Below are 15,408 nucleotides of genomic sequence, written 5' to 3' on the forward strand. Positions count from 1 at the left end.
CAATATAATGATATAAAGGACTACAGGTAAGGCGGTGGTAACAGTTGATCGCCGACATTTAAAGGCAGCTCTGAGCTTAAAATATAAGCATAGCTGATATCATCAAAAGTATTAAATACCATTGCCATACCAGCAGGCTCGCTTGGCAAGCGTACAGGCATATCATTGTCCATGGTATCGCGTACTAAAGGTCCTTTTCGATAGACCGTCAATACATCACCAGGTTTGGCACCTTGGTTGCTACCCAAGTTTATAGCCACCACACTACCCTTCGCCGCAGAGTTGATTGAATCCATTACTCGAACGATCAATCCGCCGCGGCTCACAGTGGCAGGCGCGGGATAGAATACAGGTGGAATAGAATCATCTAACTCGACAAATACACGGTCACCCTCCCGTACTTCTTTGCCATAAGAATCCGTCAATTGCAGACTGCTCACACCGTTCTCTTCGACATTCGTTACCAAGCCGGTGGCCACTTGCGTCACTTCAAGACCAATGACCTCTTGGGTTCTAGGTTCGACATACATCTCACCTTCACGATAAACGCCGTAGCGTTGTCCAACGATAAGTGGTATTCCTTTGGTATAAATCTTATCGCCACTAGCAGTGATCAAGTTACGATTTTTGGACGCCAACACATAAGGAGTAGTATTAAAGTCTTTTGGATTAACGATAATTGTCTTGTCTAACCAATGCTGAATCGCTGCACGTGGAATCGCCGGAATACTATTAGCGACTGAAGTGACTGTGACTGTACTGGCTACCACATTGCCTGTTACTTGTTTTTCGACACCTGCGCAGCCCTCACCGGTATCAACACCGATCAGCGTCTTACCTTGAATCACACATAAGATAAGTACATCATTGGGATAGATTAGGTTGGGGTTTTTAATTTGTTTATTGGTGGCCCAAATCTCTTTCCAGCGCCATGGACTATCTAAATAGCGACCTGAGATATCCCATAGCGTATCGCCTTTTTTGACGATGTAGCGATTAGGTGCATCGGCTTTGATAGTTGGCAGTGGGTTATTAGCGTGAGCAGTATTTATTAACATTGCACTACTAAAAGCAGTAGCAATCAGCGCTTTTGCTATAGAGTTTAGGCTCGTTTTCATGGTTGTATCCACAAGTTTTAAAGTACAGCGTAAATAGGATTGTGTTTTACTACTTATCCTTGCAAGATTGAATCCAACAAGTTGTCAGAATAGCTTATTAAGTAATAAGACAGTTATGATTACAATTATATACACAATAGCATATAACTAGACATCTATTTACAAAAATTCAAGCTACTTCAAACGGTATAGTTATGCAGTTCAAATCTCATATAGTCCAAAGGATATGGGTTAACAAGTCCTATTTAAGAAGATAAAAAAAAGCCTCACTATCCGATGTACGGAGAGTAAGGCTTTTCTTAATATATACGAAGTTTCACGTGAAACCAAACATCTAAGCTTATGTTTATAAATTACGACAAATCAGCCGTTACATGTTGACGAATCTGCTCAGCGACCAACTCTGCTTTATTATCCAACACTACGACATGCTGTGGTAAGTCTTCTAGTCCTTCAGTATGAACAGGACGCTTAATGTCTATTTGACCAACAGCTTCAATGATCGTATCTGCGAATTTGACTGGCAAAGCAGTCTCAGCACAGATGATAACTTCGCCATCTTGCTGTAGCTCTTTGGCAACTTTGATACCATCAGCGGTATGCGGGTCAACCAATTCACCATATTTTTCGTATAAAGATTTGATCGTTTGTAAACGATCAGCGTGGGTAGACTTACCAGCAGCAAAGCCATAACGAGTATTAACAGCATCTAACACATCCGATAGATCAAAACCTTGACCAGACTTTACGCCTTCAAATAGCTCATGGACGCGCGCGCTGTCCCTTTCTAGTAACAAATAAACAAAGCGCTCAAAGTTTGACGCTTTAGAGATGTCCATTGAAGGGCTTGAGGTCACATAAGTTTTATCGGTCGCACGTGGTTGGTAAGCACCTTGATTAAAGAAGTCATTTAGCACGTCATTTTCATTGGTTGCAACGATAAGGCGGTTAATTGGCAGACCCATTTCACGCGCAATATGTCCTGCGCAAATATTACCAAAGTTGCCAGACGGTACGCTAAAGCTAACTTGCTCATCGTTGCTATTTGTCACCGCAAAATACGCTTTAAAGTAATACACAATCTGCGCCAAGATGCGCCCCCAGTTGATGGAGTTGACCGTGCCTAAACTGTAAGCGGCTTTAAATTCCGCATCTTGTTGTAAGGCTTTGACGATGTCTTGGCAATCATCAAACATCCCATCGATAGCGATATTATGAATATTATCATCGGTTAAGCTATACATCTGCGCACGCTGGAATTCGCTCATTTTGCCATGAGGTGACAGCATAAAGACTTCGATATTTTCTTTACCGCGCAGCGCATATTCTGCCGCACTACCTGTGTCACCGCTGGTCGCACCGATGATGGTAATACGGGCATCTTTTCTTTTAAGCACATACTCAAAAGCATTGCCCAAAAACTGCATCGCCACATCTTTAAACGCGAGTGTTGGGCCATTGGACAGCCCTAAGATATAAAGATTGTCCTCAAGCTTGCGTACTGGGGTAATTTCCGCACTGCCAAATACCTTAGTCGTATAAGTACGCTCAATAATATCTTTTAAATCAGCATAAGGAATATCGGTAGCAAAGCGCTGCATAATGGCTAGCGCAAGCTCTGTATAGCTAAGCGTACGCCACTCATCAAGTACAGCGCTATCAATACTTGGATAGTGCTCAGGCAGCATCAAACCACCATCTGGCGCAAGACCCATCAATAGCACATCACTAAAATCCATTGGTGCTGTCTGACCACGGGTACTGATATATTTCATAGTGCATCCCTACTTAAAACGTCTAAAGTTAGTCTTCAGTACTCAAATCTCAAAATCGTACGAGCTGTCATAGGCCAATATAATTGGCTTAGCATATTGCTTTTGCAAAGGTTTATATTTAGCTAAAAACATAGCCTACCGCGATACGTTTAGAAGGCTGAGAATAAGGTTCTGTCATTGTATTTTATTGAGCAGTCTTTTGCAGCAGTGCATAATAAAAGCCATCACCGCTTGCGCTATCAATCGGTAAACATTGGCGACCGATCGCCTGCTCGATACCCCAGTTACACTCTTTCGTAAATTCGATAGCAGTTGCATCGGGGTGGCGTGCGGTAAAGTCTTGCATTTGCTCAACGTTTTCTTGTTTTAAGATTGAGCAAGTCACATATAGTAGATAGCCGCCTACTTTTATTTGTGGCCATAAGTTGTCTAAGATTTGCGCTTGTAACTGTACGGTTTGGGCGATATCTTCTTCGTGACGTAACAAGCTGATATCTGGATGACGACGAATCACTCCCGTCGCAGTACATGGCGAATCAAGTAACACAGCATCAAAGATTGCTCGGTCTTGATTTGATTTTTGCTTTTTGGGTTCAGAGTTGCCTTGCCATGTTGTCGCATCAGCGCAGACGATATCAAGCTTGATATCAGTATTGGCTGAGTTTTCTAAATTTTGTTGCTGTAAATTCAGGCGTTCTAAGTTTTCATGAATCCGTTTAATACGCGGAGCTTCATTATCTATAGCAGTGAGCCTGATACTATTCGCTTTATTTACACTATCATCAGGTTTCACATGAAACAATGATGACTTATTGTCTGCTGTTAATAGCTCTAACCAATGGGCAAGCTTACCGCCTGGAGCGGCACAAGCATCCAACAATTGGATTGTAGAAGTCTCTTCATTTCGACTGTCTTTATCAGTTATCTGAGTGTCTTTAGCCAGCTTATTAGTTAGCGCAAGCTCTATCAGCGGAGCAGCAAGCTGGGCATGCATATCTTGCACACTCGCCACACCTTCTGCAAATTGAGGTAAAAAACTGACCGCTGTGCTTTGTTCTAAGCGTAATGCTTGAGTCAATAGCGTAGCAGTTTTGACGGTATCAGTTAATTGCAAACCACTAGATAACTCAACCAATTCAGTACTAATATCGGCATCGGTAAGTATTTGCTGATATTCATTGGTTGATTTCACGGCTGTATTTACGCGTAAAAACATCGGTGCAGGCTGGCGTAGGCCTTGAGTTAATGCTGCATACTCATCACTCCAATCTTGTTTAAGCTGGTGTGCTAGCCAATTAGGCAAACTATGGTTTTTGTCGCATTTTTTACGGAATTTATTGGTGTTTTTGGCAACTTTACGCAAGATTGCATTGACAAGACCAGAGGCCCGCGCAAATTCAATCTCTTTGGCTGCTTCTACCGTTTCGTGAATGGCGGCATGGTCAGCCACTTCTAAATAAAGCAGCTGCACTAGGCCCACTTGGATGGTGGTGCGCACTTCTATCTCATCAACAGGTTTGTCAGCTAAGCTATCAAGCAGTCTTGCAAGTGCGTGCCATTGACGTAAAGTGGTCAACAACAATGCATGTGCAAAGCCTTTATCTCCTTCATGCAGACTATTTAGCAAGGGATCAAGTACGCTTGAGAGTGACTGACCTTGTTGAATGGCAAGTAAGGTTCGGATGACGCGTACGCGCACGCTACCCGTCATTTTAAGGTTACTGGACGGCTTGTTCTGGTTGTTTCTAGTGTTAGCACTTTTAGACGCAGTTGCGTTATGTCTCATTAGTATTGATATCCTGTACGCATTGGAGCGTCTGCATTAATTAATGGGATTCGGGGCCGAACTGGTCACCATCATCGAGCTGATTGCCATGACAGATTTGCTCAGCGGTGACAGGTTTGCCACCTGCAAGCTGTAATTTGGTTATTGCAAGCGCGCTAGCTGCTGGTGTTTTATCGTCTGTAGGCTCGCCTTTACCACAAGCTACCAAAATGGCTTTACGTCCGACACTAATAACCGTGCCAGCAGGCTCATTGGTTTGCTGTGTTGGGTTTACCGGCAAGCTATTTAATATCTTGACGCGCGCACCATTCAAAAAAGTATAAGCACCAGGCCAAGGCGTTAAACCTCGAATTTGGCGCTCAATAGCGCTAGCTGATTGCGTCCAATCAATCTCGCCCTCAGTCTTTACCAGCTTTTCGGCATAGTTGGCTTGACTGTCATCTTGGGCAACCGCCTGCGCTTGATAGTGTGCTAAGTCTTTTAGTACGGTGCTAATCGCCGCCGCGCCTAGTTCAGCCATTTTATCATGTAGGCTGGAGGCCGTATCATGAGTCTCGATAGGAGCGCTGACTTTATAGAGCATATCGCCAGTATCTAGACCCTTATCCATCTGCATAATAGTAATACCGGTCTCGGTATCTCCTGCCAATAGTGCGCGATGAATAGGTGCAGCGCCTCGCCAGCGCGGTAATAAGGAGGCATGAATATTGAGACAACCATAAGTAGGGATATTCAACACACCTACAGGTAAAATCAGTCCATATGCTGCGACAATCATGACATCAGGCTGATAGCTTGCCAATGTCTGTCTAGCAGCCAATCCTTCAGTGTTAGATTTTTTGAAAGTGACAGGCTGTTCGATGGCAATATCATGTGCAAGTGCTACTTGTTTGACAACAGATGCAGATAGCTTTTGACCGCGTCCTGCTTTGCGATCTGGCTGCGTATATACTGCAACAATGTCTATATTAAGTTGCTCTTGCTGAGCAATGAGTGCCTCAAGGCTAGCAGCAGCAAATTCAGGTGTGCCTGCAAACACCACGCGCAATCGATTGGTTTGTACCATATTATTAAAAACAGCATTAGTTGTGGTCATAGCACCATATTATATATTATGTGATTGATCGTCACATTATAGGTGAGTTTACAGTGTTGCGCCATAATTGCGAGCTGTGTTATTCATCTATCGCTGGTTATTGAGGTAACTAGTTCATAACGACTATCTCCATTTAGTCTGTATTGACATAATGTTAGTACTATTCGCTATGGCTCGGTACTTGTCTAGTCGTTAGTTAGTTTAGTATGTTTAGATGATTTAACGAATAGCTATATCGTGCATAACTTAAAGCTCAAGTAAACATTGAAATTAGTATCATTGTCATAACCGCATTGGTGGTTAATTTGTTACTATAAGATTCTACGTGACTGTTTTATTAATAACTTAACCCTCCAACATACAACTAAAGGTTTGTAGATAAAAGAGCCATCAACACGTACTATCCAAAAAATAGTTTATTTTATTTTAGCTTACCATCGCACTGCATTGTCGCGTAGGTATAGGAACATACCCACATGCAACAGTTTCAGACATTAAAACGTCTGCTTTTCTTTTATGTTTTGTCCCTGCTGATAATGCTAGCTTTGTACTACGCTATGATGTTTTCAGCACTCAAAACTCGAAGTCAGATGCACAGCCAAGTTGTCTTTGCAGCGTTAGAGCATGAGACTATGGATCATGCCGTACCGACAGAAACTGAAATCGAAAGAATACTTACCAAGCCTTTTTTCCAAGACATCAGCTATCAGTTAATCTTTATGTTGCCGTCTGGACAAACCTATGTATATCGTCATATACAGCCTCAAGAAGCCAAGTTTACTAATGTGACTTTTCCTACGCTTACCTCAATATCTACTACAAGTAGCAGCTTGTATCAGATAAATAACGATACGCTAACAGGTAGAATCAAGCTTGAAAACGGACATCAAATCTATGTCGTACTACGCCATCAACCTCTTGATATAAACTGGATATCTTATCGCTTCTGGCTGCCGTTGATGACAGCGATTATGTTATTTAGTTTGGCGTTACTTTATGCGCTTAAACGCCGTACTAATTGGGAGCAATTAGTACAGTATACGGACAATTTAACGATAGACTCCAAAGAGGCTTATATACCGCCCCCATTTGTGACAGAAAAAACTACCCCTGAGTTTTTACGCATAGGTCATGCCCTTAGCCGTGTTAGCTATCAGCTACATGACCATCATCGCCGCATTAAAACCCTCAATCAGCGTTTAGAGCATTTGGTCAATCAGGCTCCATTACCCATGCTAATGGTCATGCGCCAAGGACATATAAGTTTTTTTAATCAGCGCTTTGAGCAAGTTTTTACCACAGCATTTCAGCGTGATAACAATTACAGCTTAACGGACTTTTTGACCGGCAGTGACAAAGCGACTCAGCAGCTGTTACAAAAGCTCTCTACTCTACGCGTTACTCGTAACCTATTGGTTTATGGACTAGAAGATAAGCAGGCCTATCAGCTACACATCACTCCGTGGTTTGGGACTCATGGACAAGTTCATGGGTTTACGGTGATACTTAATAATATCGATAATCTCATCACGCAAGTTGATGACTTGCACCTACAAAACCAACAATTACAGCTGCAGATAAAAGAGTTTACCAAGCTTAGATCTATTATTGGCCATGAGTTACGCACACCTTTGAACGCTATTATCGGGACCTTAGAGCTGATAGAGGCGCATCGACTAACGCCAAGGCAGCAAGAGGTGCTGTCTATGTTGACCCAGTCTAGCCAGTCAATGTTGGCGATGCTAAACGATATGCTCGATATGGCAAAAATAAAAGCAGGGAAGGCTGATATTGTGAATGAGCCTACTGATATCTTTAAGCTTGGGCAGCATGTTAGTGATTTAATGGTTGGTAGTGCGCGTCGGCAAGGTATCAATCTATTGTATTTTTTTACGCCCAATAGCCCGCGTTATATCAGCACTGATGGCAACCGCTTACGTCAAATCCTTCTCAATTTACTAGATAACGCCATCAAATTTACCCCATCAGGTTATGTGGCATTGGTTATCGAGCCTATTACTTATGAGCAGATGCAGTCTATCACTAGCCTTGATAGTAAGCGCACCCTAACCACTATTGCACGTAATCAAAGTTTAGCCCCTGACAATCGCTTACCCCATACTGTCGCCGATCATCAATGGATGCGCTTTAGTGTTAAAGATACTGGCATTGGTATTGCAGATTCGGAACAAGACAAACTGTTTTCTTACTTTAATCAAGCAAACAGACAAATCAGCCAAAATTTTGGTGGAACAGGACTGGGGCTTGCGATCTCTAATAGCTTTGCGCAGTTATTAGGCGGGTTTATCCAATTAGATAGCGAGCTTGGGGTAGGTAGCAATTTTACTCTTTATTTACCTTGTCATCAGGCAACTTACCAGCCCATCTATCACTTTCATAGTAGCCTGACACATATCCGTTTTATCGTTGTTGTAGAGCAAGACATCTGCGCGACCTTTTTGCAGCAATTATGCTCACATTTGTCCCTGCCAGTTAATATCTATACAAACTTGGACAATACGGCTGCCCAAAAGCTATATAAGCAGCTAGAGCTTGAAGCAAAGACCCTACAGCCAATATTGTTGTTAGATTATGAGTACTATGAAACCCATACTCGCCTAGTTCCTTCTACAGTCGCTACTAATGGCTCACGCATAGATAGCCAGCAAAGAATTACTAACAATGAACAAAGTCAGGTTATTCATAAATTATTGAAAGATACCTCTTTGCCAAAATTGTTATTAAGCATGAAACCAGAACGCAGTATTACATCCTCATTGTTAGGTAAGTTTAATGGATTTTTGAATAAACCGTTAGATGTGGCCTTGTTGCTATCTGAGCTAATACGCCTATCACAGACTACGAGAGTTACTTCCAAACACGAAGATACCAGTAGTAATTCTAAAAGTGTAGAAAAACCAACGATAGATAGTAATACAACAGAGGGTTCGATCGCTCCTACAATATTAGTTGTCGATGACAATCTCACCAACCAAAAAATTACTTGTAAGATGTTAGATAAGTTGGGCTATCCTAGCCTAGTGGCAGACAATGGCCGACAAGCTTTAGAACGACTTGATGCGCAGCGACAACAAATCTCTTTAATTCTTATGGATTGCCGAATGCCAGTCATGGATGGTTTGCAAGCCACTCAAGCCATACGCTCGCAAGGGAGTAGTATTCCTATTGTGGCATTAACTGCAAATAATACAGAGGAAGATCGCGAAGCTTGCCGCCTAGCGGGAATGGATGATTTTTTAGCAAAACCTATCAATAAAGATAAATTGCAAACCGTTTTGCAAAGCTTAATGACAACTGAATAAATCACTCAGGTTCCGTGAGAAGCTGTCATTAAGTTTTATTGTTTTATATCGTTCTATCAGATACACCGACACTGGTCATTTCATAAAGCCATTATCGGCTAAAAAATCCTCAGTAATTTGGCTTTGCGGGCTTGGTGCGTTCATGCTGCCTGTTTGCGACTTATTTAGCAAGCGTTCCAAATAGCGAGCCACAATATCCACCTCGATATTGACCTTACTGCCAACCAGCCAATGCTTGGCAATATTGGTCACCTTTGCCGTATGCGGAATAATATTGAGACAAACGATATTGTCACGCACCAAGTTGGTGGTCAGACTGATGCCATCGACGGTGATAGAGCCTTTGGTCGCGGTATAATGGGCGAGCTCCTTGGGTATCTCAATCTCGATATAGATAGAGCGCGCATCTTGTTGTAATTTGCTGACGCGCCCGACCCCATCGACATGACCTGCGACGATATGACCACCAAAGCGCGTGGTCGGTAACATCGCTTTTTCTAAATTGACAATGTGACCCGCTTTTAGCTCTTCTAAAGCAGTTCGAGCTATTGTTTCACGTGAAACATCGACAGAGTAAGACTTATCGCCAATCTCTACCACAGTTAGGCAGATACCATTTGAGGCAATAGAGTCGCCCAACTTCACATCACTAAAATCCAAGTCATCCGACGCTATGGTCAGGCGTATGTCACCGCCTGTAGGCTGCATGGACGTGACCTTTCCAACACTTTCTATAATTCCGGTAAACATATGACCCTCATATCTGAATTGTTTCGCTGTTATCTAACGTGGCACTCACTCAACGATGGTAGACTGCTCTACACTAACCTTAAGAGTAATGATTTTTAAGCTTATAAGGGGATAAGTTGTGGATAAGTAAAGATAAATCAAGTCACGTGTCAATAAAAACCTTCTTTAGACTAAGTTATCCACAAAGACGTCCTTTTCCCTTAACCTTATACATTATTTGGTTTCTTAAATATAAACTACTGATTTTTATAGGTTATTTATAATAGCACAGTAAAGGATTCTACTTCCTTGTTTCACATGAAACAGAGTTATACACAGTTTCATGTGAAACAACCCATCATCCAAACAGTTATTTACAGGTGATATGTCTTTAATCACAATGACTAATCGCTGTGGATAAGATGTTTACAACTTATGGTCTATAAAGGATATAACGTCAGTTTAAGATCAGGGCCAAGTTGCTCGTGGCCGCTTACCTTAAAACGTAATTGTTCAGACAAAGACAGCGGATGAAAACTCACCATCGGCCGCGCCGCTGCACCCAATAGACAAGGCGCTTGATAGACAATCAGCTCGTCTACCAGTTGTTGACGTAAAAAACTACCCGCGACGCTAGCGCCCGCCTCTACCAATACATCGTAGCATTGATGCTCACTGACCAGATGCCCTAGCAGCTCGGTTAAATCGTCCTTGTGCCAATAAAGCGTATCTACGCGGCGGCATAGTTGGTATTCTGATTGCATACTGTGCGCTAAGCGCTGACGCCTATCGAGTACGACCACTTTAGGCGTGGGGACTTGCTCAGCTGGCACGCCCAACTGAGTAGAGCGCACGTTGAGCTGTGGATCATCAGTAACGATGGTCTCACTGCCAGTGATAATTGCCCCACTTAGGGCGCGAAGCTTTTGTACATCCTCACGAGCCGCGGTAGAGGTGATCCATTTTGACTCGCCTGTCGCCATCGCAGTACGGCCATCGAGACTGGTGGCAATCTTAAGCCGAACGTAAGGCATTTGAGTGCGCATCGCCTTTAAAAATCCGCGATTTAATGCTTCTGCTTGCTCTGTCAGGACGCCCACTGTCACGGCGATACCGGCCTGCTCTAACAGCTGTACACCGCGTCCCGCTACTTGCGGGTTTGGGTCAAGGCCAGCAATCACCACCCGCTGTACGCCTGCTTTTATCAAACCTAAAGCACAAGGCGGTGTACGCCCTGTATGACTACAAGGCTCCAAAGTCACATAAGCAGTGGCACCGACCGCTTGCGCACCCGCGTCTTTAAGTGCAAACACCTCTGCATGAGGCTCACCTGCCTTGGGATGAAACCCTTGCCCGACCACCATCCCTGCCTGAACAATCACGCAGCCTACAGCAGGATTGGGTCTTGCGGTATATAGTCCTTGCTTGGCTTGCTCAATTGCAAGCATCATAAAGTAGCGGTCTTGTGCATCTTGTGCGTGGTTAGAAGTAAACATAAAATTGGCTTAATTTATAAAGAATATGTGGCGATAAAACTATTTTTCATTGGGGCGGATGTTAGCAATCTCTTGATGAAACGCATCGATATCCTGAAAATCGCGATACACACTGGCAAAGCGTACATAAGCGACATCGTCTAACGTTTTAAGCTCACTCATGATGATCTCGCCCAGCACCTTACTGCTAATCTCGCGCTCTCCCATCTGTCTGACGCGCTTTTCGATTCGGCTGATCATCGCCTCTTGCTCGTCAATGGTGATGGGGCGCTTTTGTAGCGGCAACAAAATAGAGCGGCGCAGCTTTTCATTATCATAAGGCTCAATCTTGCCACTCGATTTGATGATACGCGGCATCACTACCTCGACCATCTCAAAGGTGGTAAATCGCTCTTGGCAGCTATTGCACGAGCGGCGGCGACGCACTTGTGCGCCTTCTGCTGCCAGACGTGAGTCAATCACCTTGGTATCTGACGCATTACAATACGGGCAATGCATAGCGTTTCCTTATTTTGCTATTAAGAATAAATGGCGTCATTTATAAGACTAAGTTTGATAGCTGACGTACTTTTAGAAGTTGACACGTGACCTTAAACAGCCCATCAGTAGCATTATTTGCCAATACAAAAACTGCCAAATATCTTACCTAGCAAGTCATCAGCACTAAACTCACCGGTAATCTCACCTAGGCTTAATTGCGCTTGACGCAGGCTCTCAGCCACCAGCTCACCTGCCTGAAAGACCGTTAGCTGCTCATGTGCTTCTGTTAAGTATCCAGCTGTCCGTCTAAGCGCATCTATATGACGCGTACGGGCGATGAGGCTATTCTCTGGTGGATGAAAACCAACTTTAGCACATAATGTTTCGATCAATGTTTCGATACCAGCGCCTGTTTCACATGAAACGTGGACTTGTTCGTAACCTCGATCTTTTATTTCGACTTGTGATACAGAAGTTATTTTCTCATCGCCATCATCGTTTAATAAGTCGCTTTTATTGGCAATAATTAATAAGCGTTTAGCCTCTGGCAATTCGCCAAATAGCTGCTCAGCAAGCTGTAGCGGTGTGGTGTCTTCTTCAAGATCACGGGTAACATCGTAGACCATCAGCAGCATATCAGCTTGCATGATAGCAGTACGTGCACGCTCAATTCCGATGCGCTCCACGGTATCTTCGGTATCGCGTAGCCCAGCAGTATCGGTGAGATGCAATGTCAGGCCATTGAGTACGACGGTCTCTTGTAGCGTATCTCGCGTAGTGCCTGCCACATTGGTCACGATAGCGCGCTCTTGTCCGGCCAGACGATTAAGCAAGCTTGATTTGCCCGCATTAGGCCGCCCTGCCAACACCACATGAATCCCATCGCGTAACAGCTGACCTTGTTTTGCCGTTGTCAGCACTTGCTGTATTTTATTTTGGGTTTGCTCAAGCTTGTCTTGAATTACGCCATCTGATAAAAAATCAACATCCTCTTCATCAGGGAAATCGATGGCAGCCTCAACGTGTAAGCGCAGATGAATAAGCTGCTCTAATAGCTGATTGATCTTTTGCGAAAACTCCCCGCTTAGGGAGCGAATAGCACTACTGGCCGCTGCCGCGCTTGTGGCATCAATGGCATCGGCGATTGCTTCTGCTTGCACCAGATCTAATTTATCATTATCAAAAGCACGGTAGGAGAACTCGCCTGCACTCGCTTGCTTGGCACCCAGCTCAAACACGCGAGCGAGCAGCTGGTTTTGTAAAATCATGCCGCCATGCCCTTGCAGCTCAATCACATCTTCGCCTGTAAACGATTGCGGGCCTTTAAAGTACAGCACCAAGCCTTCATCAATGATAGTACCATCTGCTTGATAAAACCGGCAAAAACTGGCCATGCGCGGAGTAAACGCTGTCTTGCCCGTTAGCTGACAAGCAATATCGTAGGCACGCGCACCTGATAGCCGTATCACGCCGACGCCGCCGCGCCCAAGTGGTGTCGCAATGGCGGCAATCGTAGCCAATCCTAATGAATTAGACGTATTAGATGTAGCAGGTACGGCTTGCGCCAGCTCTAAAGAATCCACAATCATTCTCATTGAATAAAAGCTCCATTATAGACGCCTAGACACAGACTGACAAAGCAAACTTTATACCTTGATGTAAGGCATAGTTTTCATCTTATATGACTCACTGTCAGCATGGTTTTGACCATTCAAGATAGATAATATGAGAGTATTACCTATAAAAAAACCACCGCTTAGGCGATGGTTTTTTGTTCAAAAGATCACTAGTGTTAATCTAGCACTCTAACAGTACGGTGTTTTTGTTCTTCTTCTACTTTTTTATTCACAATATATTGATGCGTCATACTAAATAAGTTATTCACTGTCCAATATAATACTAGACCTGCTGGGAAGAACAACATGAAAGCCGTAAAAATAATTGGTAAGAATTTCATTACCTTCGCTTGCATTGGGTCAGCTGGTTGTGGATTTAGCTGCTGCTGTATAAACATAGAAGCACCCATTAGCAGCGGTAAGATAAACCAAGGATCCATCGCTGAAAGATCTTGAATCCACAAGATCCATGGCGCATGACGTAACTCAACGCTTTCGACCAACACCCAATATAAAGCTAAGAAAATCGGCATTTGCATAAGGATCGGCAAACAACCTGCCATTGGATTGACTTTTTCTTCTTTATAGATCGCCATCATTTCTTGCGACATCTTCATGCGATCGTCGCCATGTTCTTCTTTAAGCGTCGCAAGTCTTGGTGCAATAGCTCGCATCTTCGCCATTGAGTAGTAGCTCTTATTTGAGAACCACATCAGAGCAAACTTAACCAAAATAGTTAGGACAATAATTGACCAACCCCAGTTGCCAATAATTTTGTGAATACCGTCAAGAATTGCAAATAATATCTTCGATATTGGCCATAACAGACCATAGTCGACAGTTTGATTGAGACCTACGGCAACTTCTTTTAGCTCAGATTGGACTTTTGGTCCTGCATAAAGGGTTGCATTTAATGTAGCTTGCTTGTTTGGTCCTACATTAACCGGCTGACTGTTAAAACCGATAAAGTAATCGTTGCCACTTTCACGGCTAAAGAACTTACCAGTGAAGTTTTCAGGCGTCCACGCAGAGACAAAGTAATGCTGTACGATAGCGACCCAGCCATCATCACTCGTTACTGACAACTCATCGCTGAAGTTTTTGAATTTTAGTTTGTTATAAGGGTCATCCGGTGTGCCCCAAGCTCCGCCTAGATAAGTTGCCATACTTAGCGCACCCTTATCTGACATACCAGGATCTTTACTGTCATCACGCTTTAGCTGCGCAAACATTTGCCCTTGCCATGCATTAGTAGAAGCGTTTTGAATCTGGTAGCTGATATCGATCGGATATTTGTCTTGCGTGAAAGTAAAGGTCTTAGTGATTGTCACGCCATCTTTTTTATACGTAAGCGGTACTGACAAGGTTTGTTGCCCTGCTTCCATCACATAATTATTGGCAGCGTGGCTGTAAGTTGCACGTCCTTCAGCTGTATCAATACCATCTTGACCAATCAGACCAGACTGCGCGACATACACACGATTGCCGTTATTCTCTAATAATACAAAAGGCTCATCACTATCAAGCGTGGCATCATACTGCTTTAAAGCAGCATAGACAATATCGCCACCTTCTGGATTGATTTTGATGTCATAGCGATCAGTCGTAACTGTGATTAATCCTGCATTTTTGGCAGGTGCCGTAGTCGCAGCATCAGCACCAACAGGTAATGTCTGTACTGGTATGTCACCTGCTGCCCCACTCGTAGATGGAATATCCGCACCTACTGAAGTTGCCGTTTCTGGCGCAGTGTCTACAGCTGGCGCATCGGCATAATCATCTCGCCATGCCAAAATCAGCAGATAAGCGGTGATTAACATCGCAATGATGATCATCACCCGAAATATCTTTTGCATAAACCTTTCCTAGATTAAAAAATTAGGGAATGAAAAATCAGGCATGTGTCATGACCGCTACATAGTATTAACTCATACCTTAAGCAGCAGTCAATCACATAAAATGTTCATCATTTTACTAAAAAACCATTCT

General features: G+C 43.5%; 10 protein-coding genes. 1 reads left to right on the forward strand and 9 read right to left on the reverse strand.

Annotated features, from left to right (window positions below; genetic code table 11):
* Positions 1–20: 20 nt before the first annotated feature.
* The 4 genes from Q0895_RS12210 to fmt form a co-directional block, all read right to left on the reverse strand.
* Positions 21–1,118 carry a LysM peptidoglycan-binding domain-containing protein gene (locus tag Q0895_RS12210; RefSeq protein ID WP_299189323.1) on the reverse strand — a complete coding sequence of 366 codons (1,098 nt, stop codon included), beginning with the start codon at positions 1,116–1,118 and terminating at the stop codon, positions 21–23.
* Positions 1,119–1,471: 353 nt separating this feature from the next.
* Positions 1,472–2,893 (reverse strand): threonine synthase, encoded by a 1,422-nt coding sequence (gene thrC / locus Q0895_RS12215; RefSeq protein WP_299189325.1) that lies wholly within the window; start codon positions 2,891–2,893, stop codon positions 1,472–1,474.
* 184 nt (positions 2,894–3,077) lie between these two features.
* Entirely contained in the window at positions 3,078–4,679 is a 1,602-nt protein-coding gene (locus tag Q0895_RS12220; RefSeq protein ID WP_299189327.1) for a transcription antitermination factor NusB, read from the reverse strand.
* A gap of 40 nt (positions 4,680–4,719) precedes the next feature.
* Entirely contained in the window at positions 4,720–5,775 is a 1,056-nt protein-coding gene (gene fmt / locus Q0895_RS12225) for a methionyl-tRNA formyltransferase (RefSeq protein ID WP_299189330.1), read from the reverse strand.
* Positions 5,776–6,251: 476 nt separating this feature from the next.
* Here fmt and Q0895_RS12230 point away from each other — a divergent pair, with 476 nt between their 5' ends.
* Positions 6,252–9,098, forward strand: a complete 2,847-nt coding sequence (locus Q0895_RS12230; protein ID WP_299189332.1) for a response regulator — start codon at positions 6,252–6,254, stop codon at positions 9,096–9,098.
* A 75-nt stretch (positions 9,099–9,173) separates the two neighbouring features.
* Here Q0895_RS12230 and Q0895_RS12235 read toward each other — a convergent pair whose 3' ends face one another.
* From Q0895_RS12235 to yidC, 5 genes are all read right to left on the reverse strand, one after another.
* A complete protein-coding gene (locus Q0895_RS12235; RefSeq protein WP_299189334.1) occupies positions 9,174–9,848 on the reverse strand; it encodes a riboflavin synthase in 675 nt (224 codons plus the stop codon).
* 419 nt (positions 9,849–10,267) lie between these two features.
* Positions 10,268–11,323 carry a bifunctional diaminohydroxyphosphoribosylaminopyrimidine deaminase/5-amino-6-(5-phosphoribosylamino)uracil reductase RibD gene (ribD, locus tag Q0895_RS12240; protein WP_299189336.1) on the reverse strand — a complete coding sequence of 352 codons (1,056 nt, stop codon included), beginning with the start codon at positions 11,321–11,323 and terminating at the stop codon, positions 10,268–10,270.
* Between the two features lie 39 nt (positions 11,324–11,362).
* Positions 11,363–11,821 (reverse strand): transcriptional regulator NrdR, encoded by a 459-nt coding sequence (nrdR, locus tag Q0895_RS12245; protein WP_058369796.1) that lies wholly within the window; start codon positions 11,819–11,821, stop codon positions 11,363–11,365.
* Between the two features lie 113 nt (positions 11,822–11,934).
* Positions 11,935–13,398: a tRNA uridine-5-carboxymethylaminomethyl(34) synthesis GTPase MnmE gene (gene mnmE, locus Q0895_RS12250; RefSeq protein ID WP_299189345.1), complete on the reverse strand. Its 1,464-nt coding sequence runs from the start codon at positions 13,396–13,398 to the stop codon at positions 11,935–11,937.
* 197 nt (positions 13,399–13,595) lie between these two features.
* Positions 13,596–15,275: a membrane protein insertase YidC gene (yidC, locus tag Q0895_RS12255; RefSeq protein WP_299189347.1), complete on the reverse strand. Its 1,680-nt coding sequence runs from the start codon at positions 15,273–15,275 to the stop codon at positions 13,596–13,598.
* Positions 15,276–15,408: the final 133 nt, after the last annotated feature.

The organism is uncultured Psychrobacter sp. (assembly GCF_947495825.1).
In the GTDB taxonomy this organism is placed as follows: Bacteria; Pseudomonadota; Gammaproteobacteria; order Pseudomonadales; family Moraxellaceae; genus Psychrobacter.

Coding starts and splice junctions, on each gene's coding strand:
- Q0895_RS12210 (WP_299189323.1), bottom strand. CDS start 1,118: ATGAAAACGAGCCTAAACTCTATAGCAAAAGCGCTGATTGCTACTGCT.
- thrC (WP_299189325.1), bottom strand. CDS start 2,893: ATGAAATATATCAGTACCCGTGGTCAGACAGCACCAATGGATTTTAGT.
- Q0895_RS12220 (WP_299189327.1), bottom strand. CDS start 4,679: ATGAGACATAACGCAACTGCGTCTAAAAGTGCTAACACTAGAAACAAC.
- fmt (WP_299189330.1), bottom strand. CDS start 5,775: ATGACCACAACTAATGCTGTTTTTAATAATATGGTACAAACCAATCGA.
- Q0895_RS12230 (WP_299189332.1), top strand. CDS start 6,252: ATGCAACAGTTTCAGACATTAAAACGTCTGCTTTTCTTTTATGTTTTG.
- Q0895_RS12235 (WP_299189334.1), bottom strand. CDS start 9,848: ATGTTTACCGGAATTATAGAAAGTGTTGGAAAGGTCACGTCCATGCAG.
- ribD (WP_299189336.1), bottom strand. CDS start 11,323: ATGTTTACTTCTAACCACGCACAAGATGCACAAGACCGCTACTTTATG.
- nrdR (WP_058369796.1), bottom strand. CDS start 11,821: ATGCATTGCCCGTATTGTAATGCGTCAGATACCAAGGTGATTGACTCA.
- mnmE (WP_299189345.1), bottom strand. CDS start 13,398: ATGAGAATGATTGTGGATTCTTTAGAGCTGGCGCAAGCCGTACCTGCT.
- yidC (WP_299189347.1), bottom strand. CDS start 15,275: ATGCAAAAGATATTTCGGGTGATGATCATCATTGCGATGTTAATCACC.